This window comes from Glaciimonas soli (assembly GCF_009497155.1).
Lineage (GTDB): Bacteria > Pseudomonadota > Gammaproteobacteria > Burkholderiales > Burkholderiaceae_D > Glaciimonas > Glaciimonas soli.
On record NZ_WINI01000007.1, the window covers coordinates 598,322 to 621,922 of the forward strand.

Sequence of the window (23,601 nt, forward strand, 5' to 3'; positions counted from 1 at the left end):
GTAGTTGTAGATAAGGTGTCGATTATGCCACACGACTTCATGCTTTCTGACCCATTACAGGGAACTGCTCGATGAAGAGCCGCGACGTGCCCGCCTGCGCATGATTGGAGGCGACCCGGAATACCGTCTCGTCGTCATACGCATTGGCGACAATCTGCATACCGGTCGGCACGCCCAACTTCGACAAGCCAGTCGGCGCTGCCAACACCGGATAGCGATTGAGCAGATTGAAGGGCGGCGTCAGAACCCATCCCAAAAAGGCATCTACCTGATGGCCTCCGACGTTTAGTGACGGCTGGGCCACCGGGTCCTGGTCGGCCGGCAGGTCAGTCGTCAGCATCGAGGCACAAATAAAGGCGCTATAGCCCTTACCCCAGACCTTCTCCTGCATGTCGCGGTGTAATTTCTGGCCCAGCGCCGCGCTCGGCATGATGGAAGGTTGATAATCGCTGGCTTGCTGGCGCAGGTGGGCGGTATAACTACTCAGCTTTTCTGCATCGACATCCGAAATATCGGTCATGAATTCGTCGACAAACAACGCACGCAGACCATCGAGCAGCACCTTGCCGATTTCATCGAGATCCCAACGCAGATCGACTTCCTCGACAATAGCGCCACGTCGGCGCAGACCGTCTAGCGCTTGCTGAAGGTTATGCTCGATGTCGCTCTCCAGTGCCGGATGACCGAAAGCCGGGCTGTAAGCAATGCGCATGCCGCTCAGGTCGCCGTATTCTGTTGGCAGTGCGGTATAGGGAAGCGTAGTGAAGGAAGCCGGATGAGGGCCAGACAACACGTTCTGCATCAGTACTAGATCATCAAAGCTGCGCGTCATCGGCCCTTCCACTGCCTGCACCATATATTCGTCACCAGGAGCACAGGCCAGTCTTCCAAACGGCGGTTTGTAACCATACATGCCACACAGCGACGCCGGTATCCGGATCGAGCCGGCCATGTCGCTGCCTGTCGCCAACGGCGCGACACCAGCCGCCAATGCCGCACCGGAACCGCCGCTGGAACCGCCGACGGAATACGCCTGAGACCATGGATTGCGAGTGACACCATACATCTTGCTCCAGGTGTGTCCAAGCACACAGAACTCCGGATTGGTTGCCTGAAAATAGGGAATCGCGCCAGCGTCGAGCAGCTTGTCAACAATCGGATGGTTCTCGACGGCCACAACGTCCTTGAACACGAGCGAGGCCAGCGGGCGTGGCCAACCCTTGACACTGGTTTCTTCCTTGATGATGACGGGCACACCCTCCAAAGGCCGCGCCGTGCCTTCGGCATAGCGGCGACGCGACTCGTGCGCCATCGCACGTCCCTGCTCCAAGAACAAACCGGCGGCGCTGTTGATCGTGGCCTGCTGGCGTTCCGCGGCAACGGCCAACACTTCGAAGTAGTCGACCGGGTTCAGACTACCATCGCGAAAGCGCGCTAGGAGGTCAGTGGCGGAGAGATAGGTAGTGTCTTGCATAGCGGTTCCTGATGGTAGGTTGTTCATTTGGCTGCGGCTATCTGGGCCGGGTAAAAAGATTCGTCCGGGCGCGATTAGCCCAACACGGGGAACTGATCGACGAACAGTCGCGACGTGCCCGCCCGCGCATGATTAGAGGCGACCCGGAACACCGTCTCATCGTCATACGCATTGGCGACAATCTGCATACCGGTTGGCACACCCAACTCCGACAAGCCAGTCGGCGCTGCCAGCACCGGATAGCGATTGAGCAGATTGAAGGCCGGCGTCAGACACCATCCCAGATTGGCATCGACCTTATGGCCGCCCAGCTCCAGAAAGGGTTGCGCCACCGGATCCTGATCGGCCGCCAGGTCGGTCGTCAACATTGAGGCACAGATAAATGCGGTATAACCCTTGCTCCAGACCTTCTCCTGCATGTCGCGATGTAATTTTTGGCCCAGTACCGCGCTCGGCATGATGGAAGGTTGATCCTCGCTGGCTTGCTGGCGCATATGGGCGGTATAGCTGCATAGCTTTTCCGCATCGGCATCCGAAATATCGGTCATGAATTCGTCAGCGTACATCGCGCGCAGACCATCGAGCAGCACCATGTTGATTTCATCGAGATCCCAACGCAGCGCAACTTCCTCGACGATGGCACCACGCTGGCGCAGACCGTCTAACGCCTGCAGCAGATTCCGTTCGATGTCGCGCGCAAGTGCCGGATGGCCGAAAGCCGGACTGTAAGCGATACGCATGCCGCTCAGGTCGCCGTATTCTGTAGGCAGTTCGGTGTACGGAAGCGTCGTGAAAGAGGTGGGATGCGGACCGCCCAGCGCGTTCTGCATCAGCACCAGATCATCAAAGCTGCGCGTCATCGGCCCTACCACTGCCTGTGTCATATATTCAGAACCGGGGGCACAGGGTAGCCGTCCGGATGGCGGCTTGTAACCATACACACCGCACAGCGATGCCGGCAGGCGGATTGAGCCGGCCATGTCGCTGCCTGTCGCCAACGGCGCGACGCCAGCTGCCAAAGCCGCGCCGGAACCACCGCTGGAACCGCCGACGGAATACGCCTGCGCCCATGGATTACGAGTGACGCCATACATCTTGCTCCAGGTGTGCCCAAGCACACAGAACTCCGGATTGGTTGCCTGAAAAAAGGGAATCGCACCGGCGTTGAGCAGCTTGTCGACAATCGGGTGGTTCTCGACGGCCACGTTGTCCTTGAACACGAGCGAGGCCTGCGGGCATGGCCAGCCTTTGACGCTGGTTTCCTCCTTGATGATGACCGGTACTCCCTCCAGCGGACGGGCAGTGCCTTCAGCATAACGGCGACGCGACTCGTGCGCCATGTTGCGTCCCTGCTCTAAGAACAGGCCAGCGGCGCAGTTGATCGTGGCTTGCTGGCGTTCAGCGGCAACGGCCAGCACTTCAAAGTAGTCGACCGGGTCCAGGCTGCCGTCGCGAAAGCGCGTCAGGAGGTCAGTGGCGGAGAGATAGGTAGTATCTTGCATGCAGTTTTCTAATCTAAGGGAAATCATTGAGGGGCGGCCGCTTCGGCCGGGTAAAAGGATGCATCCGGGCGCGGCAACCACCAGTCGTGAATACGCGGCTGGTGGTCGAGGATGACCATCTTGGTGCGACGGAATGCATTCAGTCCGTGCCGTCCAAGTTCGCATCCGAGGCCGGACATCTTGCTGCCGCTGAAAGGTAGTGCATCGTTGTCGATCAGTGGGTTGTTGATCCAGACCATGCCCGACTCAAGCCGGTTGGCAGCTTCCATGGCTTCGGCAAGGTCGGTCGTAAAGACCGACGCGCCAAGACCGAATTCCGAATCGTTGGCTCGTTGTAGCGCTTCGTCGAAGTCGGCAACGCGGCAAATGGCGGCAACCGGTCCGAAGCATTCTTCACGCATAATGGCCATCTGCGGGGTGACGCCGGTCAGGATGGTTGGCTCATAGAACCAACCCGGTGGGCAATCAGGTGGAATGCGACCGCCGCAGACCACTTGTGCACCCTGCTCAACGGCTTCCTGCACCAGACGCGCCACTTTATCGCGTGCAGCCTTGCTGACCAGCGGGCCGATCTCGGCCATGCCCATGCCGTCGCCGACCCGCAGCTGGCGGGTGCGGCGGGCAAACTCGGCGACAAAGGCGTCGTGGATCTGATCGTCGACAAAGAAACGTTCGGACGAGGTACACAGGATACGCTTCAAGGGAGAGTGAGCCATGTTGTCTCTTTCAGTTTTTTATATTTTATAAGGTGGTTTGCGGCGGTTCGGATGCATCGGGATTGCTGCCGGACTCGCTGGGAGATATGTCCACGGCACCATTCCAGTAGCGCTTCGCAAGCCAGTAGACGATACCGGCGGCGCACCAGCAGATACCGACGGTCAGCGCCATGCTGCTCAGGTTGGACACGATCATCACCACTGCCCCGATGCCAATCAGCGGCGCCGCCAAGTGGGACCACCAGCTGCGACCGGGACGACGGCCAAAGTGGGCCAGCACGGAAAGATGCACGAACACGAAGCCGCTCAGTGCACCGAAGCTGATAAGGATCGCGAGATCGCTGATCCGTTCGCTCATGAACAGCGCAATGGCCAGCGATACGGCAGTCGAGAAAATCATCGCCACATACGGATTGCCGTGACGTCGATTCACTTTGGCCAGCACCGAGGGCAAGGTCTTGTCACGACCCATCGCATATAGCACCCGCGCCACGCCCACCTGCATCGGCAGCACATTCGGCACACCCACCACCAGTATCATGAACCAGGCCATCGCGGCGGTGACTCCCTTGCCGCCAATGGCCGTCGTCAGGTCGTAGATCACGGTAGCCGGATCGCTTATCGGAAAACCGGTCAGGACGTTACCGATCACCCAAGTAACCAGCACAAAAAGACTGCTGGTCACGGCCAGGTTAGTCAGGATCGCCTTGCCGATCAGGCTGGTGTCTCTATCCTTGACTTCCTCGGCCAGCGTCGAGACTGCATCAAAGCCGAGGTAACCCGTTACGCAGATCGCGGTGGCGGCCAACATGCTGCTGACATGGAACTTGCTCGCATCAAACAGCGGTGCCATCGTCAGCGCCGCGTTGCCCATTCCACCATGCAGCGCAAACAGCAACAGCCCGACAATGACGGCCACCAGCAGAAGTTGCAGTATGACCGAGATGCTGCTGACCAACGCCGTAACGCTGACGCCGAACCAGTTGACGAGGGTCGTAACGGCAACAACGATCACGACCCAGGTTTCGCGATCGACTTGCGGCATCAGTTGTTCCAGGCCCACTGCGGCCAGGGTGTAGGTAAACGCAGGCACCAGCAGATAGTCAAGCAGAATCATCCAGCCTGAAATGAAACCGGCGAACGGTCCCATCGTCTTGCTCGCGAAGTTGTACACCGAACCGGCGCTGGGCATCGCCGACGTCATTACCGCATAGCTATTGGCGGTGAAATACAGGCACAGCGCGCAGAGCAGGTAGGCCATTACAGGCAGGCCACCAGAGACAACCCAGACAAATCCGGCCATGGTCAGCGGCGTCACTGGCGCGGTATAGGCAAGGCCGTAAAACACCAGGTCGCGGTAGCTTAGCTCGCGTTTGAGCTTGCTGCCTTGTTCGTTCGGGGATGCGGTTGTCATATCAGAATACTCCATGCTTATGGGTACCGATGGCCGATAGGTCGGGCCGTTTGTCCTGCCAGATAGCCGCTTCTACGGCAGCCCCGATTCGAAATACGTTAGTCTCGTCGAAGGTGCGACCGACGATCTGCACGCCGGTTGGTACGCCATTGTGGGCGACTCCAGATGGCACACTCAGAACCGGATGGCGACTGAGCAGGTTGAACGGGAAAGTCATGGAATCGGTGCGCAACTGACCCATAGCGTCCCTCTCCCCTTCCGCCGCACTGCCGATGCTCTGCATAGTCGGGCAGATCAGGGCATCGTATTTAGCCATAACACCTGCCATCGATTCGTACATACTGCCGATGATGTCGTTGGCGGCCAGATACTGCTCGCCCGTCATATTCAGACCTGTGGCGGCGAAGTGGCGGATGTAGTCGCTGGTCTCTTCATTCTGATTCAGTATCCGCGTGGCGAAAGCGCGCCCGGTCTCGTAGCCGAGGCGATGCTCGACCGCGTCAGCCGACCGCATGTCCCAACCCAGGGACACCAACTCAACCACGGCACCTTGATCGCGCAGCGCCGATACCACCTGATCGAGCGCATTGCGTACATCAGGGTGGACCACGCAGAAATCGAAGTCGTAGGACAGTGCAATGCGCAAACCCTTGACTGAGTCGAAAGTTAGCGGCACCTCGAGTTTGGGGCTGACGGTAGCGGGATCGACCACGTGTGGGCCGTTGATGACGTTGAACATCAGCGCGCAGTCAGCCACTGTGCGCGCCATCGGGCCAATATGATTCATGGTGTGGAGCGCATAGGCGATCGGAGTGACCGGTACCCTGCCGTAGCTGGGCTTGAGGCCCACTACGCCGCAATAGCTGGCGGGAATCCGGATTGAACCGCCGATGTCCGACCCGGACGCCAGGCAGGTGAGACCGGCCGCTAACGCAGCACCACTGCCGCCGCTCGATCCACCCGGTGTCATGTCCAGATTCCATGGATTACGAGTGACGCCGTGGCGCGCCGAACGCGTAAATGGTGCCATGTAGAACTCCGGCACATTGGTCTGCGCATGGATGGCCGCGCCGGCATCGAGCAGACGTTGAGTGATAGGTGCATTGACGACATCGGGCGTATTGCCCATCAGCCAGGAGCCTTTGGTAGTGACCCAGCCACGCAAGGTATGCTCGTTCTTGAGTGCAACCGGAATTCCTTCGAGCGAACGCAGCGTGGCGCCGCGACTGCCATAGGCATGCTCTGCGGCACGCGCGACGACCAGCGCTTCCTCGCGGCGCTGCGCACTAAATGCGTTGAGCACTGGCTCGATCTCTTCGGCTCGATCGATGTAGGCGGTGAGCAGTTCGACAGGCGACAATTCCCGCTCGCGGAACATGCGCAGCGCCTCGGTGGCGGGCAGGTAGCAAATTTCTGCTGATCCAGATTGGTTCGACATTCGATTCCTTGTTGTCATTATGTTTTATTGGATGTCGAGCGAGGCTGGTCCGTGGCCAGCCATGCCGTGCAGGCAATCAGGTAGCACAAGGGGCTGGCGCGCAGGCCAGCCGGATGTGGTCGGAAGTAAGTATTTGGGTAAGCCATTTTCATTGTCTCCAATCTGATCATGGGTGTGCCCTGGTCTGGTATTCCGACAAGACACTTTTAGTTTTGTCATACGTTGATTCTTTAACCGCTTTAGCGGCCGTCGATCCGAGCACCGGGTCGCTGTCATTCTCAATGTCGTTCTTGCCATCTGATTGCGTGCGTTTTGCGCAGACATTTTTCTTTTAAAATAAAACTGCCGCGTCGACAGTTTTATTCGGTTACGAGCAAGAACAACATCTTTTTTTAATTCAGCGAGACCGGAATCACTATAACCGAGTAATTGTTCGGTTTTCAAGCGATATTTGACACTTTTATGAATTTAAATCCACAAACCCGGAAGCAGGCGCGCGGCGTAACACGGAGTGCACCGTCGCCTGCCCGGTCAAACCGGATTTCCCGTCGATTGGTACCAATTCCAATCCTGGCGATGATCGAAACTAGTGATCTGTTTCACCTCCAGAAATGCCTCATAGCCATTGCGCCCTAATTCACGTCCGATGCCTGAGGCCTTGTAGCCACCCCACGGCAGTTGCGTGAAGGTCGGCTGCGAACAATTAACCCAGACCACGCCGGCACGCAGTGCCCTGGCCACCCGATCGCAGCGTTCCAGATCATCCGACATCACTGCACCCGCCAGGCCAAAGCGGCTGTCGTTGGCCAGCGCAATCGCCTCCTGTTCCGTGTCGAAAGACTGGATGCAAAGGACCGGTCCGAACACTTCCTCGCGCCAGATCCAGCTGTCGAGCGGCACATCGGTGAAGATGGTGGGCTCGACAAAGTAGCCGCGTGTCAGGTACGACGGCCGACCGCCACCAGTGACCAAGCGAGCGCCGCTAGCAACGCCTTGCGCGATACCCTCCATGACCCGGCGATGCTGCACGGCCGAGACTATTGGCCCCATCTGAACGCCGTCCAGATCGCCCGGTCCGATGACGATCCGCTCCGCCGCCGCCTTCAAGCGCGCCAGCAGAGCGTCATGAACAGGGCGTTCGACCAACAGCCGTGAGGTCGCCGAGCAAATCTGGCCCTGGTTCCAGAAGACACCAAACTGTATCCATTCGACCGCTTTGTCCAGATCGCAATCTGCAAACACGATGAAGGGAGATTTCCCGCCCAATTCCAGACTGACGGAACGAATGTCGCGCGCCGCCGTCTGCATCACTTGAGAACCAGTGGCTTGGGAGCCAGTGAAGGCAAGCTTGTCGACGCCGGGATGCGCGCTCAAGGGTGCGCCAGCCTGCTGCCCAAGACCCGTCACCAGATTGAAAACGCCGGGCGGCAGACCTGCCTTATGGAAGTAGCGCGCCAGCTCAACACAACTGAGCGAACAGAATTCGGATGGCTTAAGCACAATGCTGCAGCCGGCCGCCAGTGCCGGTGCCACCTTCCATACCGCCATCAACAGGGGAAAGTTCCATGGCGTGATGGCGCCCACCACGCCGAGCGGCTCCTTGCGCACCCGACCGACGAATCGATCGTCGCCAACATCGACCACTGTCTCGCCCTCCGCCTCGACCTGTTCGGCCATGTCAGCGTAGTAATCAAAGCAGAATGCGGCATCGCCGATATCCCAGCGCGCCTCTTTCAGCGGCTTGCCGTTGTCTCGCACTTCCAGCTGCGCCAGATGCACGAGATTGTCACGGATCTCGGTCGCCACACGGCGCAATATTGCCGCGCGGCTGGCAGCCGGCATCCGTGGCCACGGACCTTGATCGAAGGCACGACGCGCGGCCTGCACCGCAGCGTCCACATCGGCATCGGTGCCAGCCGCGATCTCAGCGAAAGGTTCCTCGGTAGCCGGGTCGACCACCTCCAGAAAACCGCCGAGCGCCGGCTCAACAAAGGCGCCGTCAATATAGAGCAAGTTGCGCATGTTTCCCCCTGTCCGATTAAGCCATGTCCGTCGTCAATGTGATCGCGAATTTGCGCTTCTCGGCTTCCCTGAAATAGGACTTCACATCGAAATACGCTTCCGGCGCGTACACGCCAGGCCGACGCGTCTCGCTCAGCATCAACTGAACCGCGATAGATGCGTTCATCGAGGTGGCCGCGTCCACATAACCTTCGTACATTTCATTGGGGCGAACCAACACTTCACAGCGCGCTGTGGCAGCTTTGCCGCCTTTGCGGCCACGGCCGATGGCGAAGTGGATCTCATGGCTCTGCTGTTCCGGTATCTGATCCTGCTTCTCAGCGATGTTACGGTTGATGACGGCATTGAGCACATCCAACGGACGCACCGCCGTGCCATTGATGTCCACTGTCCGGTCGAAATCACCGAAGCCGGCCTTGACCAAGCCAACCCAAGCCTCGTGCTCGCGATTCGGAAGGTGCAACTTCCAGGTAAATTCCTTGATACCCTTCTGGCGAATGCCATCCGCCAACGGCACAGTCAACTGCTCGGAATGGATCGAGTACATGAACTCGCAACGTCCCCAAGGCTGTGGCAGATCAATCACCTCAATACCGGTCTGAGGCTGGCATTCCACATGACGGCCATCCAGAAACTGAAGGCAAGGATGCGCATATTCAGCCAACACGGTCGACACGCTGTAAGGCGGCACCAGAACCGGATTTTCCTTACCGGTCAGTGTGGCAGCCCAATAAAGATTGATGCTATCGACTTCGTCAAGCTCGTCCGCTACCGCGCGGCAGATCACATTCGACATGCCCGGATCGGCGCCCACACCCAGTACCGCCACCACGCCAGCCTGGCGGAAACGCTCTTGCCATTCCAACTGCTTGACGGTGTAAGTACCCAGTCCACCGAGGTCAACATAGTCGACACCTGCAGCCAGTGCGGCACCAAAGATATCCATTTGGAACCCGGCCAAAGTAGGGACGGAGTTGATGCAAATGTCAGCACCAGCTAGCGAGCGCGCCAGCGCTGCAGGATCGGCCACATCCAGATCGTGCAGCGTGAGACGGGAATCATCGAGCTGCTCACGCAACGCTGCCATCCGTTCGCGATTGGTATCAAACAACCGTACTTCGGCGATGTCGATGATCGTTCGGTCTGACAGCAGGTCGCGAATAATGCCCTGCCCCATCATACCTGCGCCACCTAGGATGGCGATGATTGCCTTCTTTTTCATGTACTGCTCCTTTTCGCTTAGTTATTGCCCCGCCGGCCAGGTTGACCGCAGGACGAGATCAGGGTGTCACTCTGAAGTGAGCGCAAATAATGAAATGCAGCAGCATTTCACCTAGGCGCCTATCCGCAAAAAACACAAAACCGATTGATTGTTCGGTTTTTTGCAAAATATTACAGCAAAAAATGCCGCATGGTGCGGAAAATAATAGAAAAATATGCGTGACTCAAACCAGCGCAACAGTCGCGTTTATTTTTTTTGCCTTTGAAACAATCCCGTCGCTCCTCAATCTGACGATGACTACCGCATGACTACGCCTTTCTGATTCAGTAGACATTTAAAAATGCTGATACTGAAAAGAGAAAGGAGTAATGGGAGACAAGCGAAATATCGAAGAATTGAAATTGAAGCAATCAAACGGATAACAGAACGCGGTCATGGCGTTATTGAGCTTGCCCGGCGCTTAGAAATATAAGGTAAGCCAAGTCGTCGCAAGAGCTGCCCTGCTGCGCAAGAAAATGATGGCGCTATCAAATTGAAAAAGACATTGATGACAGTCTTCGTGCGCATGGCGATTTGCGCGAAACTGGGATGGCATGCGGAGTAATTCGCGTTACACAGAATTGAAATCGATGCGTGGCTATCGCAAGCGTTATTTCAAAACAGGTACATCCGCGATAGCAGTGCCAAATCGTCTGCCGCAGTAATTCAATGCAGTTCAAACTGATCGCGGAAACGGAAAAACGTCTACGAAATTAGCGGGAGTCCATCCTGCGCTCCCGGCAATAATCATCGCAGTATCAAAGAAGCTTAGGAAATAACTCTTTTCCAATTAAAACCCACTTATTGAAGTGGGTCTTAAACCATGGATGTTTAGTTATTAATGGTTGGATTCCTGTCCCCCGTTGGGATAATCACCTCTACCGTCGCGATCATAACCACCTCTGTCGTTGTGATCGTAACCACCTCTGTCGTCATAATGTCCATGCTGGTCGCCGCCATCTCTTGGCCCATATGGAGGAACTACGCAGCCACCAAGCAGAGTGGCAACAGCAAGCAAAAGAGTAAAGTTTTTCATGTTATCTCCACATAAGAAAGATAAAGAAAGGACATTTTTGCATCAAGTCATGTTGAGGGTCATTTGAGATTGGCGGGTACGCGTTTCAAAACGGCTTTGGGGAATATCAAGCACACATAGACGTGTGATATTTTGACCCTGCAACCAAAGCCGTTCTTGGCGTTGATTCTACTCCTGTCTCATATAACCGCGCGGTTTGCCAGAGCTCAATTCCGGCACGCCGCGTAAAGATGTTATCAAGCCTGCCTCAAAGTATCCTGCTGTTGCATGCCTTGGTGTTCTGAACGAGCGCGAGATGAATTTGATATTGGCCAGCATATCGGATTCGTGGCTCCCGCGGATCGTCATTCAGCACCACTACACCAACGGCAAGACGTTTACGCCGTACTAGGTTATTAACCCTACAAACCCAGTTCACTTAGTCCAGGATGATCATCTGGCCGACGTCCTTGCGGCCAATGAAATTTGCGGTCGGCTTCCGCAATCGCCAGATCGTTAATACTGGCAAATCGACATCGCATTAATCCATGCTCATCAAATTCCCAATTTTCATTTCCGTAAGAACGGAACCACTGCCCTGCCGCGTCATGCGATTCATATGCAAAACGCACGGCAATCCGGTTGTTATCAAACGCCCACAGTTCTTTGATTAAGCGATATTCCAGTTCACGTTCCCATTTACGCGTGAGGAACTGCACGATCTCTGCGCGTCCTTGCGGAAACTCGGCGCGATTTCGCCATTTGCTATCGCTGGTATATGCCAAAGAAACGCGCACAGGGTCCCGGCTATTCCAGCCATCCTCGGCCATTCGCACCTTTTGTATTGCCGTCTCACGGGTAAATGGTGGAAATGGTGGGCGCGCTTCGTTGGGTGATGACATGGTGTCGCTCCATATAAAAGAAGTGAAAAGCAAAATTCAAAATATCATCAAAGAATAGCATTCCCTACTAACTCATGAGCAAGCCATGCACATAGATTTGATTGTCTATTTTGAAATTTATATAACGTAAATCTTAAAACTTCCAACGATCACATCAACATTTACAGTGCGTTACACACTAGCTGTCTACTAAAAACCATCTGACACGTTAAGCTAAACAATCACACTAAGAAGGATGGTTTAGCATGCAAAATATCATGTCTATCGCACAAAAATGTCGCCCGCCATCTCCGCCGTTACGCTTGATTTCTATGACGGTTATATGTGGTGCACTGTTGTTCAGTGTCTTGAATGCGCATGCTGGAACTGCAACGTATTCAGCACCACTGACGGAAGAAGAAAAAGCGCTGCACGTGCTGAACCGTTTAGCTTACGGGCCGCGCCCCGGCGATGTCGATGCGGTGCGCAAGCTGGGCGTCAAACGCTATATTGCCGAGCAGCTCGCACCGGACAGTATTCCATTGCCGATACCATTGGCGGAACAACTCGCCAGCTTGCCGACCTATCAGCTTTCCCAAGGTCAGTTATTCCAACAATACGGCCCTCCTTCCTTCCCACCCAACGGCGCCACGCCTGAGGAAAAAAATAAAGCACGTCAACGCGCCAATCAAGAAATCACGCCACAAACGCATCAGGCCCGACTGTTGCAAGCTACTGAAAGTCCACGTCAACTACAAGAAGTGATGACGGAATTCTGGTTTAATCACTTCAACGTTTACGAGCCTAAGGAATGGGTACGTTATTGGAACGCTGAGTACGAAAAAGACACGCTGCGTCCTAATGCGCTGGGCAATTTCCGTCAACTATTGGGATCGGTTGCACATCATCCGGCCATGTTGTATTACCTCGACAACTGGCGCAGCAGCGGCAATAACGCGCCAGAATCAAAAGGCCAATTCAAAGGTTTGAACGAAAACTATGGTCGTGAATTATTAGAACTTCATACCTTGGGTGTCAACGGTGGCTATACCCAGGCCGATGTGATCGCGCTGGCAAAAATATTGAGCGGTTGGACTATCGATAACAAAGCAATGAAAGATGATCCTAGCCAGCCTGCGTTTGTTTTTGCGCCACGCCGACACGATAGTAGCGACAAAGTATTCCTCGGTCAGGTCATCAAAGGCCGCACCGGACCAGCAGGTGTCCAGGAAGGCGAACAAGCACTCGATATTTTGGCGAAACAGCCCGCCACGGCACGTTTCATTTCAACCAAACTGGTGCAATATTTTGTCAGCGACAAACCTGATCCGGCCTTGGTCGATAAACTGGCGCAACGCTTTTTAAGCACTAACGGTGATATCAAAGCAGTACTGCAAACCTTGTTCGACAGCCAGCAGTTCTGGGCACGTGAAAACTATCAGACGCAATTTAAAACACCGTATCAATTTGTCGTCTCTGCACTACGTGCCAGCGCCACACCGGTCAACAATATCAAGCCGATTGATAACGTCCTCAACCAGTTGGGACAACCGTTATATGGCTGGCTAACGCCAGAAGGCTATAAATATTCTGAAGAAGCCTGGCTTAATTCGGATGCGCTACTACGTCGGATTAATTTCGTCACTAGTTTAAGCAATGGAAAATCTCCCATCGCCTATGGCAATCCACCGAGTGCTGACATCGCCAATGCTGTGCCGCTTAATCCGCAACAATTAATTCAGACACTAACGCCCACTTTCGATCAACGTAGCCTGACCATTATCAATGACGCGCCGGCGAATCTGCAAGCCGGCATGATCCTTGGCGGCCCTGCATTCATGAAGAGGTAAGCTATGAATAATCCACACAACAAACATACAAGCCGCCGTGATTTTATTCGTCAACTCGGACTGATCGGCAGTGGTGCTCTTTTGCTTCCGGTCGGCTTATCTGGCTGCGTCGTTGCGCCACCGAACCAACAAGCCAGAAAAAAATCCGCTACCAGCGGCGGTGCCACACCAATTGATGCTCCACTGTCATATGGCAGTTCGCCGTCGCGTGCTGTTGCAGCCGGCGATGGCACACCGCGCATGATTGTGGTGTTTCTGCGCGGTGCGGTAGACGGCTTAAATGTCGTCGTGCCGCATGGTGACCATCATTATTATCAGGCACGTCCAACCATCGCCGTTGCTCGTCCCGGTGCAAATAATGGCGCGATTGATTTGACTGGTTATTTTGGTTTGCATCCAGCCTTGCAACCGTTGAAATCGTATTGGGACGGCGGTCAATTGGCCTTCGTCCATGCGTCTGGTTCGCCCGACATGTCCCGCTCGCATTTTGAGGCGCAGGACTATATGGAAACTGGCGTACCGGGCCAGCACAATATTCCCGATGGCTGGATGAATCGTTTGCTTAGCGATACACCTCGTGCCGCGCATAACGATTCAATGATGCAGGCATTAACCTTGGGCGAAGCCATGCCGCGCATCCTGACCGGTAAAGCAGTTGTCGCCAACATGCCGACCGGCCGCGACGCCACGCGGCTGACGCAAATCGATAAGCCACAATTCCAACAGGCATTTGGCGCGCTATACCAACAAGATGCCGTGCTGGGAAAATCATTCCAGGATGGTTTAGCGGCCCGCAAAGAAATTCTCGCTGACCTCAACAGCTCAGAACAGCGTATGGCCAACAACGGCGCACCATTGCCGAATGGCTTGGCAATCGATACCGCACGACTCGGTAATTTAATGCGCGACAATCCCGCCATTCGTTTGGGTTTTGTCGCCGTCGGTGGCTGGGACACGCACGTCAATCAAGGTAATGGCGCCGGTCAGTTGGCCAATCGTCTGAAACCACTGGCAGAAGGCCTTAGCACTCTGGCGCGTGAACTTGGTCCGGCGTTCAACGATATGGTCATCGTCGTCATTTCAGAATTCGGTCGTACCTTCCGTGAAAACGGCAACGGCGGCACCGATCACGGTCACGGCAACGCGATGTGGTTATTAGGTGGCAATGTGCGCGGTCGGAAAATTTACGGCAACTGGCCTGGGATAGACGATAAATCGCTGAACGAAGGACGCGATCTTGCGGTCACCACCGACTTCCGTTCGGTGCTGGCAACGCTATCGGAAAAGCATATGCGGATTGGTGATAATAAGTTGCAGCAAGTATTTCCGCAGTATGCGAACGCGCATCGTGAGTTGGATTTTTTGTTGTAATGTGACGGATATTGCGTAAGTCGAATCAGGTTGGTCGGAAGGCGCCAGGCTTTTCCGACCTCTTCGTTTACTGCAGCAAATCGGGACAATTTTTCGGATGTGCCAAATACGAACTTAACCAGATAGATACGCTGCGTGCATTATTCGAAATACTTTCATCCATTTCTATCGTATCGAGCAATGCAATGCCATTTGGTTTCTCTAGTAAACCCGGCTTAATCACCACACCACCAGTCTCAGATATGACTTGCATGGGAATAAGGTATTTAGCCAGGAGCGGTGCTAAAACAAGATTGTGAGATGACACAATCACTAATGCATGTTGTGTCAATTTATGGATCAAAGCTGCGGCAACCGAAACAGATTCCAAATGGTTAGTGCCGCGAAAAATCTCGTCAATAATATATATTCCAGAGTGCTCTCCCCTACTCGATTCGAGTAATTTTTTTGCACGGTTAAGTTCTGCAACATATAAACTTTCACCGTCAGCCATAGAGTCTTCAATTTGAATACTGGTGTACACCAGACGCATAGCAATAGTCGCTTTGTCGGCATAACAGAACCCAAACGCACGTCCAACCAGCAGATTCAAACCAAGAGTACGCAAGAAAGTACTTTTCCCTGCGCCATTTTGTCCAGATAAAAAGACGCCCATTTCATCGGTCGCAAAAGAAACTGCCGATGCATTCACAAGCAACGGATTGATCACGTCTTTCAGCAATATCGAATTTCCGGGATGTGGCGTGGCCCAACAAAAATGCGATTGCATGCTGATGTGATTCGCCATCGCCAGATCAGCCTCCAGATTAGCAATCAATAAATACCAGCGCCGCAATAGCCCCTGATTCTCCCTGATGATTCTGGTTGCTTTGAAATGATGACTGATATTTCTCAAGAAAAACCAATCGGCATACAGTTTGGTAATTTGACTCCCTGTTTCAACTATTGGCCGACTCAAATCGCGCTTGATTTTTTGAATGTCATTGATCTGAGACAAAAAGGAATGCAGTATCGGATAGTTACGTTGCGGGGCTAACTTTGCAAGTGTCAAGCCAGTATGAAGAATGGTGCGTAACGCGAATAATTTTTCATCATGTCGTTCAATATGCGTGAGCCATGATGCTTGTATTACGAAAGTGAATAGAATAAGCCCCGCCAAAGGTATCAACATCATTAGCGATAAAGACGGCGCCAGCATGGCAAGGAGCAGCAATATTTGAAAAGGAAGTAAAAATTTTACCCACCAAGGTATCGCTACTTTTGGAGAGGCAAACACAAGTGGGCTGACATCAAACTCAAGGCCGCGCATAGCGTCAAACGCATTTTTCAGATTGCCTCGCAGTTCAGCATCGTCTAGTAAGGCAACGATGGCATTATCATCCTCGCTCCTTTTCCGTAGGCGCAAATGAATTCCTTGTTGGCCGAGAATGCTGACTCCAGATGTCAGACTTGCACAATATTTCTCAAGATCGAGATCCTTCCAGGTTTGATCATCCACGCAACCTTCGCCATTATTGGAAACGGCTAGAAAAAGTGCTGCTACTTCCTGATTGGTATAAGCAATATCGGTTAAGGATTTCTTCGTCGAAAACAATGCAACTAGCATTTTCCATGCGGGCATCAAAAATCGAAATGGGCTAGTCCTGCCAATTTCGGAGACTGGCATAGTCAATCCACTGACTGGCTTGTTTTCGTTCATTTGCGCCCCATTATTCTTCAATTGTTTTAGAAAAATGTACTTCGCCCTTCAAACGTAACTCTATTGCTTCCTCAAGATGCTGCCGATGTATTAGTTATCAAGCTTTTATTGTTCATTATTACCATTGCAAATGATAACCATTATCATTTGCAATAAATTTCGACACGCCAGTTCACCGGCATCACCCTCAGCCAGCCCCGCCCCATCAGCGCCGCCAGCCAATAAGCCCATTATTGACTTTGGAGTACGCTGTGCCCATTTGCAACACCAATTCGCCCTTTCGAGCGCCCTCATCGAAATCGTCAACATCGTCAACACCATCGCAACTTGCTATTGCTGCACGTTTATTGATCCTGTCAGCAACTGCCGCAAGCTTGCCAGCAGTCGCACAAACGGCTACGCCGGCGACTTACGCTTACAACGCGAATATGCAGGACCATGCAATGGATGAAATTTCCGTCACTGCTACGCGTTCAGAAACGCCGGTGTCACGCACCACCAGCAGCATTTCCGTCATCAACGCCGAAACAATCGAAGAGCAACAAGCAAAAGACATCAAGGATTTACTACGCTATGAAGCCGGTATCACCGTGCGGCGTGCACCTTATCGGCCAACATCGGCAGCCACAGCCGGCGGCCGCGGCGGCAATGAAGGCATCAATATTCGCGGCTTAGAGGGCAATCGGATTTTGTTGATGGAAGATGGCATACGCTTGCCGAGTGCGTTTTCGTTCGGCCCATTGGAGTCAGGGCGCGGCGATTTTGGCGAAATGGATCTGTACAAACGAGTCGAAATTTTGCGTGGCCCGGCATCTACCATGTATGGCAGCGATGGTCTGACCGGCGCGGTTAATTTCATCACCAAAGACCCATCCGACTTTTTAAATATCTTCAACAAGTCCACGTATTTCTCGATCAGTCCATCCTACGATTCTAGTAATCGCAGCACTTCCACCACGGCTGTTGCAGCATTTGGTAACGAACAAATACAAGGTATGTTGATCGCCAATAAACGCGATGGGCATGAAGTCAAATCGCAAGGCCAGCGTGATATCGTCGGCCCCAATCGTGATGCCGCCAATCCGCAAGATGCCAGCGCAACCTCGCTGCTTGGCAAGTTGGTATTGAACGTTAGTGCGCGCGACAAACTGACTTTAACGGTAGAGCATCACGAACAGGAAACCACCACCAATGTGTTATCCGCCATCACGCCAACTACTCTGGCGCTGAACGCGGATGATAAACTGGAACGCAATCGTTATAGCCTCGATTACGGCTTCACCGACAGCGATAACATATGGTTCCAAAAAGCGCATGCACAAATCTATTATCAAGAGGCCAGTAACAATCAATTTTCATACGAACAACGTAAGCCTGCAGCCAGTCGTACCCGCGACAATAGCTATGACGAGAATATTTTCGGTGGATCGGCACAAGCAGAAAGCGCAGTAAGCACTGGGTCTCTGGAGCACAAATTGGTGTATGGTTTTGACGCCAGCACCTCTCAAATCAGCGGCTTGCGCAACGGTACCGTGCCAGGTGTCGGCGAAGCACCCTTCCCCAGCAAGGCCTTTCCTGATACCGACTACAGCCTGTTTGGTGCTTTCATACAAGATGAAATCCGCTTTGCTCCCGCCAGTGCTTTCTCATTCATTCCGAGTATCCGTTTCGACGCATATCGTCTGACACCAAAACAGAACGATGCTGAATATGATGGCACGCCGACCAAGTCCAGCGGACAGGCAGTATCGCCACGTTTAGCGGTGATGTATGAAATCAATCCGGCGTTGATCCCGTATGCACAATACGCACGTGGCTTCCGTACGCCGACGCCAGATCAGGTTAACAACAGCTTCGGTAACCCGACATATGGTTATGTCACTATCGGCAACCCTGATCTGAAACCAGAAACCAGCAATACGTTTGAATTAGGTTTGCGTGGAAAAATCAACGATGGCGAAGGTGACAATACCCGCAGCGTCATACGCTACAGCACCGCAGTCTTCACCGGCTACTACAACAATTTCATCTCACAACAGATCATTAGCGGCAGCGGTCGCCCTTATGTCGATCCCTTCGTTTTTCAATACATCAACACCAGCAACGCTCGCATCAGCGGACTGGAAGCAAGGCTAGACTGGCAATTCGCCAACGGCCTGGGTGTCAAAGCCGGTATGGCCTACACCAAAGGCACCACCGAGCTCAAAGGCGTCAGTCAACCGCTAGACACCATCAATCCATTCATGGCCGTACTAGGTTTGCGCTACGCACCAACCGAACGCTGGTTCACCGAAGCTGACATCAGATACCAAGCAGGAAAAAATCGCAGCGACATGTCCGTAAAAACCGACTTCGCCCCACCATCGGCCACGGTCATGGATCTGCGCGCAGGCTACAACATCAACAAATACGCCACGTTATACGGCGGCATATCCAACCTGTTCGACAACAAATACTGGAACTGGTCAGACGTCCGCGGCCTGGCCGACAGCTCAACAGTCAAAGACGCTTACACAGCACCCGGACGTAGTTTTAATGTGGGGTTGAAATTGCAGTATTAAAAAATAGAGTTAGTCGAATCATCAAGGCCGTTGAAGTTGCCGTTGCTTTTGAAGTGCCCCGCATTGGACGTTGCCAAATGTGACGACTGTCATTCGGGAATTATGGGAAGACATGTTTGAGCGCAGCGAGTTGGTCTTTCCATCCGAATGACAGTTGGCACATTTGGGGACCCGCCAACGGCGGGCAACGGCTCTGCGTCGCCTTTCTTTGCTTACTTTCTTTGGCGAAGCAAAGAAAGTGAGTAGCCGCCGGTCTACCACCGGCATGGCACCACGGAGCACCACTCGTATTAATTACCGAATAAATCAATCCAAGGAGAAAAAATGAACATTACACAAAACACCACCCTACGCACCACCTTCCTAAAAACCAAATCCTCCCAAAACCTCCGCAACCGAGAAGCCGCCGCACTAATCGGCATCTCCGAAGCCGAAGCCATCGCCACCTGCATAGGCAAACACGACAACACAGAAGTCATTCGCCTGAAACCTGACTTCATCAACATCATGGAGCAAGTCCCACAACTAGGCTCCGTCATGGCCCTCACCCGCAACGACAGCGCAGTCCATGAAAAAGATGGAGCGTACCTAAAGATGAGCCACAACGGCCACGTTGGCCTGGCGTTAGGTGAAGCCATCGATCTGAGAATTTTTTATAGCCAATGGAAATTCGGTTGCGCAGTCATCGAGGAAACGCCACGCGGCATCCAAAAAAGCCTGCAATTTTTCGATCGGCATGGCACGGCAGTACACAAAGTATTTTTGCGTGAACATAGTCAGCATGAAGCCTATGAAAAATTGGTTCAGCAATATCGCGATGGCAATCAACAGCCCGGTATCTCGGTAGAAGAAAAACCTTCCACTGAAGCAGAAATTCCAAATAGTGAAGTTGATGTCACCGCATTTCAGGCCGCCTGGAATGCAATGACTGACACCCATCAATTCTTTGGCTTGTTGAACAAATTCAGACTCAGCCGCACGCAAGCATTGCGTCTGGCACCGCCGCAATTTGTGCGTCAGGTAAATCACGATGCGCTAAAAACCATCTTAGAAAATGCCGCTGCAATAGCATTACCGATCATGGTGTTTGTCGGTAATAGCGGCATGATTCAAATCCATTCCGGTCCGGTCAATAACATCAAAGTAATGGGCCCGTGGATCAATGTGCTGGATACTGGATTCAATTTACATCTGCGCGAAAACATGATCGCTGGCAGCTGGGTAGTGAGTAAACCAACTCTGGATGGCATCGTCACTTCGTTGGAATTATTCGATCGTGATGGACAAACCATCGCCATGCTATTCGGCGTACGCAAACCGGGGCAAGCCGAATTGCCTGTATGGCGCGAGATGGTGGCTGCTTTGCCTGAGCTAACAACAACATCAGTATCAGCATGAACTCAACCCTGTTTCAGCAACGCCGAAGCTTGCTGCTGGCAAGCGGCGCGCTTGGTGTGGCCATGGCATTACCTAGCGTCGTCACGGCCGCGACTAAAAGTGCCGCATCGACTGCCACCGCGCTTCCCATCACTTCAGCCACTACCATCACGCCACAGCGAGTCGCCGTCGCCGGCGGTGCCATCACCGAAGTGGTGTATGCACTAGACGCGCAAAAATTGTTGATCGGTGCTGACACCACCAGCACCTGGCCCGCTGCCGCGCAGTCTCTGGCGAAGATCGGCTATCAACGTGCTTTATCAGCAGAAGGCGTGCTGTCCTTGCGCCCCGATCTCTTATTAACGTCTGCCGAAGCCGGGCCGCCGGCAGCGTTGGCGCAGATTGCCGCGGCCGGCGTGCAAGTGATCAAGTTAGGTAATGGCCATGATGTGCAAACCGTGCGCGATCGGATACGCGGTACGGCCGCGGCTTTGAATTTATCTCCATGCGGGAAAAATTTACTGCAACGCTTCGATATGGAGTGGCAGGCAACTTTAGCTGAAGTGGACAGAAATAAATCGGCAAAGCCATTACGTGTGATGTTCATTCTTAGTAACAGTGGAACACAAGCGATGGTAGCCGGACGCGACACTGCGGCCGATGCCATGATCCGCTACGCTGGCGCAGTCAATGTACTTGGCGGCGACGATGGCTTCAAAGGCTACAAACCGCTGACGGCAGAAAGCGCCGTCGCCGCTGCCCCCGACGTTTTGTTGATTACGCGCGAAGGATTGGCGGCGATTGGTGGCGTCGATAAATTAGTTAAATCGCCCGGCATCTCCATCACGCCTGCAGCCAAAAATCGTCGAGTTGCGGCAGAAATGGACTCACTGTTACTGTTAGGTTTTGGGCCGCGTTTACCGCAAGCGGTGATGCAATTGTCGAAGCAAATTTATGCTTCATAAACGTCATTCCCACGAATGTGGGAATCCATGTTTGCGCAACCCTGTATCTCCGCTTGCGCGGGGATGACGGGGTATTTTTACTTTTATTTCCATGCCATCCACCATCACTATGCCGCTGCAACACCAAACTGCACGGCCAACACTAACACTATCCAATCGCCACCAGCGACAACGCATCATCTTGTGGTCGTTACTATTTCTACTATTGGCAACCGCCCTGCTTTGTGCTGCTGTCGGCGCATACAAAATCAATCCATTCGATATTCCCTATTTACTGTGGCCGGGTAACGACTTAAGCGCTGCAGAAAGCCAGGCCCGCGCAGTTTTACTGGATATCCGCATGCCGCGTGTGCTGCTAGCGATATTGGTTGGCTGTGGTTTTGGTGCGGCAGGCAGTGCGATGCAGGCGTTGTTTCGTAATCCTCTGGCCGATCCCGGTTTGATTGGGGTTTCCAGCGGTGCAGCACTGGGCGCGGCATTGTCCATCGTATTAGGAACCGCGTTGTGGCCAGCAGCATTAATCTTCGCAGGTATTTATGCGCCCATGGTGGCCGCTTTTGTCGGTGCTTTGGTTGTGGCGATGCTAGTCTATCGAATCGCCGCCAATCGTGGACGCCTTGCATTACCGCTGTTGCTGCTAGCGGGTATCGCCATCAATGCCATTGCTGGTGCGGCCATCGGCCTGCTAGTTTATATCGCCAGCGATGATCAATTGCGCACACTGACATTCTGGAATTTGGGCAGTTTGGCGGGTGCGCAATGGCAGTTGATTGCCGTTACCACTCCTGTGGTTTTACTTTGTTTGGCTGCTTTGGCACGCCATTCCGCAGCGCTTAATGCCATGTTGTTGGGTGAGACTGAAGCTCTCCATTTAGGTGTCGCAGTGTTGACTATCAAACGTCACATCCTTATCGCTAGCGCACTGTGCATAGGCGCATTGGTCTCGGCTACCGGCACTATCGGTTTCATCGGTTTAGTCGCACCACATTGCATACGTCTCGCTTGCGGCCCAGACCAACGCGTCGTGCTACCAGGTGCGATGTTGTTTGGTGCGATATTGACTTTACTGGCTGATCTGGTGGCGCGTACTGTTGCTGCGCCGGCTGAAATGCCATTGGGTATATTGACTGCGCTGTTGGGTGGGCCATTCTTTCTGGTATTGCTGTGGCGTCGCCGCGGACAATTAGGATTGTAAAGTTAAAGGGAAAGATCACATGCTAATCGCCACCAACATTTCGATTCGTCGCGGCAAACGTGACATCTTGCGCGAGGTAACACTACGAATAGCGCCTGGCCAAATCGTCGCCTTGTTAGGACGCAATGGAGCAGGAAAAAGTACTTTGCTCAAAGCGATGTCTGGAGAATTTCAACCGTCATTGCCCGGCAATGAGGTGCAACTCGATGGTGCCATTTCACTCAATGGCGCTTTACTACATAGCTTTAGCGCCAAGGCCTTAGCGCAAGCGCGGGCAGTCTTACCGCAAAGTGTGCAGTTTGCTTTTCCGTTTACGGCGATGGAAATTGTACTGCTCGGGCGGTATCCGCATGGCGGCGGCGATAGTTGGGCTGATCGCGCAATTGCGTTGGAAGTATTGGCGTTAGCAGGTGCAGCAGCATTAGCAGAACGCGATGTCACCACTTTATCCGGCGGTGAATTAGCACGTGTGCAATTTGCCCGGGTACTGGCGCAATTGCGACCGTCAGATAGCAGCGCCAACGCACCCCGCTATTTACTATTGGATGAGCCCACCGCGGCACTCGATTTAGCACATCAACATCATTTGCTGACAACGCTACGCAAACTGACCACCGAGTGGAATATCGGGGTATTAGCAATCATGCATGATCCCAATCTTGCGGCACGCTATGCCGATCAATTAGCGTGGCTGGCAAACGGCACACTGCTGGCCCAAGACACCCCGGAAATCACCATGACACCGGCGTTGATCAGAGACAGCCTGGGAATTGAAGTAGAGGTGATGCGACAAACTGGCAAACCACCCTATGCGATGACTTGCGAGTTAGCTTGATGACATGTATCAAACTATCATCAAA

The 23,601-nt window shown here is 53.5% G+C and carries 18 protein-coding genes; 7 read left to right on the plus strand and 11 right to left on the minus strand.

The features are described 5' to 3' along the window. Positions 1-37 precede the first annotated feature (37 nt). The 10 genes from GEV47_RS14890 to GEV47_RS14930 all read right to left on the minus strand — a co-directional run bounded on the left by GEV47_RS14890 (position 38) and on the right by GEV47_RS14930 (position 11,744). On the minus strand, positions 38-1,474 hold the full coding sequence (locus tag GEV47_RS14890; RefSeq protein ID WP_194270673.1) for an amidase: 1,437 nt from the start codon (positions 1,472-1,474) through the stop codon (positions 38-40). A gap of 74 nt (positions 1,475-1,548) precedes the next feature. Further along, entirely contained in the window at positions 1,549-2,976 is a 1,428-nt protein-coding gene (locus GEV47_RS14895) for an amidase (protein WP_194270674.1), read from the minus strand. A gap of 23 nt (positions 2,977-2,999) precedes the next feature. Further along, positions 3,000-3,692, minus strand: coding sequence for an aldehyde dehydrogenase family protein (locus tag GEV47_RS14900; protein ID WP_228124715.1), 693 nt, complete (start codon positions 3,690-3,692; stop codon positions 3,000-3,002). Between the two features lie 25 nt (positions 3,693-3,717). After that, positions 3,718-5,106 (minus strand): APC family permease, encoded by a 1,389-nt coding sequence (locus GEV47_RS14905; protein WP_153235526.1) that lies wholly within the window; start codon positions 5,104-5,106, stop codon positions 3,718-3,720. A gap of 1 nt (position 5,107) precedes the next feature. Then, the gene (locus tag GEV47_RS14910; RefSeq protein WP_153235527.1) at positions 5,108-6,544 is read right to left on the minus strand and encodes an amidase; all 1,437 of its coding nucleotides are present in this window, start codon (positions 6,542-6,544) and stop codon (positions 5,108-5,110) included. A 17-nt stretch (positions 6,545-6,561) separates the two neighbouring features. Further along, positions 6,562-6,690 (minus strand): hypothetical protein, encoded by a 129-nt coding sequence (locus GEV47_RS19740; RefSeq protein WP_265588511.1) that lies wholly within the window; start codon positions 6,688-6,690, stop codon positions 6,562-6,564. 385 nt (positions 6,691-7,075) lie between these two features. Then, on the minus strand, positions 7,076-8,566 hold the full coding sequence (locus GEV47_RS14915; RefSeq protein WP_153235528.1) for an aldehyde dehydrogenase family protein: 1,491 nt from the start codon (positions 8,564-8,566) through the stop codon (positions 7,076-7,078). 16 nt (positions 8,567-8,582) lie between these two features. Then, positions 8,583-9,788: a saccharopine dehydrogenase family protein gene (locus GEV47_RS14920; RefSeq protein ID WP_153235529.1), complete on the minus strand. Its 1,206-nt coding sequence runs from the start codon at positions 9,786-9,788 to the stop codon at positions 8,583-8,585. A gap of 877 nt (positions 9,789-10,665) precedes the next feature. Further along, the gene (locus tag GEV47_RS14925; protein ID WP_153235530.1) at positions 10,666-10,863 is read right to left on the minus strand and encodes a hypothetical protein; all 198 of its coding nucleotides are present in this window, start codon (positions 10,861-10,863) and stop codon (positions 10,666-10,668) included. 401 nt (positions 10,864-11,264) lie between these two features. Beyond that, complete coding sequence (locus tag GEV47_RS14930; RefSeq protein ID WP_153235531.1) at positions 11,265-11,744, minus strand: nuclear transport factor 2 family protein; 480 nt, start codon at positions 11,742-11,744, stop codon at positions 11,265-11,267. 245 nt (positions 11,745-11,989) lie between these two features. On the opposite strand from GEV47_RS14930, the gene GEV47_RS14935 reads away from it, so the two are divergent. Both GEV47_RS14935 and GEV47_RS14940 read left to right on the plus strand, forming a co-directional pair. Continuing rightward, positions 11,990-13,573 (plus strand): DUF1800 domain-containing protein, encoded by a 1,584-nt coding sequence (locus tag GEV47_RS14935; RefSeq protein ID WP_228124716.1) that lies wholly within the window; start codon positions 11,990-11,992, stop codon positions 13,571-13,573. Positions 13,574-13,576: 3 nt separating this feature from the next. After that, a complete protein-coding gene (locus GEV47_RS14940) occupies positions 13,577-14,944 on the plus strand; it encodes a DUF1501 domain-containing protein (protein ID WP_153235532.1) in 1,368 nt (455 codons plus the stop codon). A gap of 67 nt (positions 14,945-15,011) precedes the next feature. Here the strand turns inward: GEV47_RS14940 and GEV47_RS14945 are convergent, their stop codons facing one another. Continuing rightward, positions 15,012-16,643 (minus strand): MutS-related protein, encoded by a 1,632-nt coding sequence (locus GEV47_RS14945; RefSeq protein ID WP_153235533.1) that lies wholly within the window; start codon positions 16,641-16,643, stop codon positions 15,012-15,014. Positions 16,644-16,975: 332 nt separating this feature from the next. Here GEV47_RS14945 and GEV47_RS14950 point away from each other — a divergent pair, with 332 nt between their 5' ends. The 5 genes from GEV47_RS14950 to GEV47_RS14970 all read left to right on the plus strand — a co-directional run bounded on the left by GEV47_RS14950 (position 16,976) and on the right by GEV47_RS14970 (position 23,576). After that, positions 16,976-19,204, plus strand: a complete 2,229-nt coding sequence (locus tag GEV47_RS14950; protein WP_407646262.1) for a TonB-dependent hemoglobin/transferrin/lactoferrin family receptor — start codon at positions 16,976-16,978, stop codon at positions 19,202-19,204. Positions 19,205-19,528: 324 nt separating this feature from the next. Then, positions 19,529-20,602: a hemin-degrading factor gene (locus tag GEV47_RS14955; protein ID WP_153235534.1), complete on the plus strand. Its 1,074-nt coding sequence runs from the start codon at positions 19,529-19,531 to the stop codon at positions 20,600-20,602. Then, positions 20,593-21,546 (plus strand): heme/hemin ABC transporter substrate-binding protein, encoded by a 954-nt coding sequence (locus GEV47_RS14960; RefSeq protein WP_407646263.1) that lies wholly within the window; start codon positions 20,593-20,595, stop codon positions 21,544-21,546. Before GEV47_RS14955 ends, GEV47_RS14960 begins: the two co-directional genes overlap by 10 nt. A gap of 109 nt (positions 21,547-21,655) precedes the next feature. Next, positions 21,656-22,741, plus strand: coding sequence for a FecCD family ABC transporter permease (locus tag GEV47_RS14965; RefSeq protein WP_407646264.1), 1,086 nt, complete (start codon positions 21,656-21,658; stop codon positions 22,739-22,741). A gap of 19 nt (positions 22,742-22,760) precedes the next feature. Continuing rightward, positions 22,761-23,576: a heme ABC transporter ATP-binding protein gene (locus GEV47_RS14970; protein WP_153235537.1), complete on the plus strand. Its 816-nt coding sequence runs from the start codon at positions 22,761-22,763 to the stop codon at positions 23,574-23,576. The last annotated feature ends 25 nt before the right edge of the window (positions 23,577-23,601 follow it).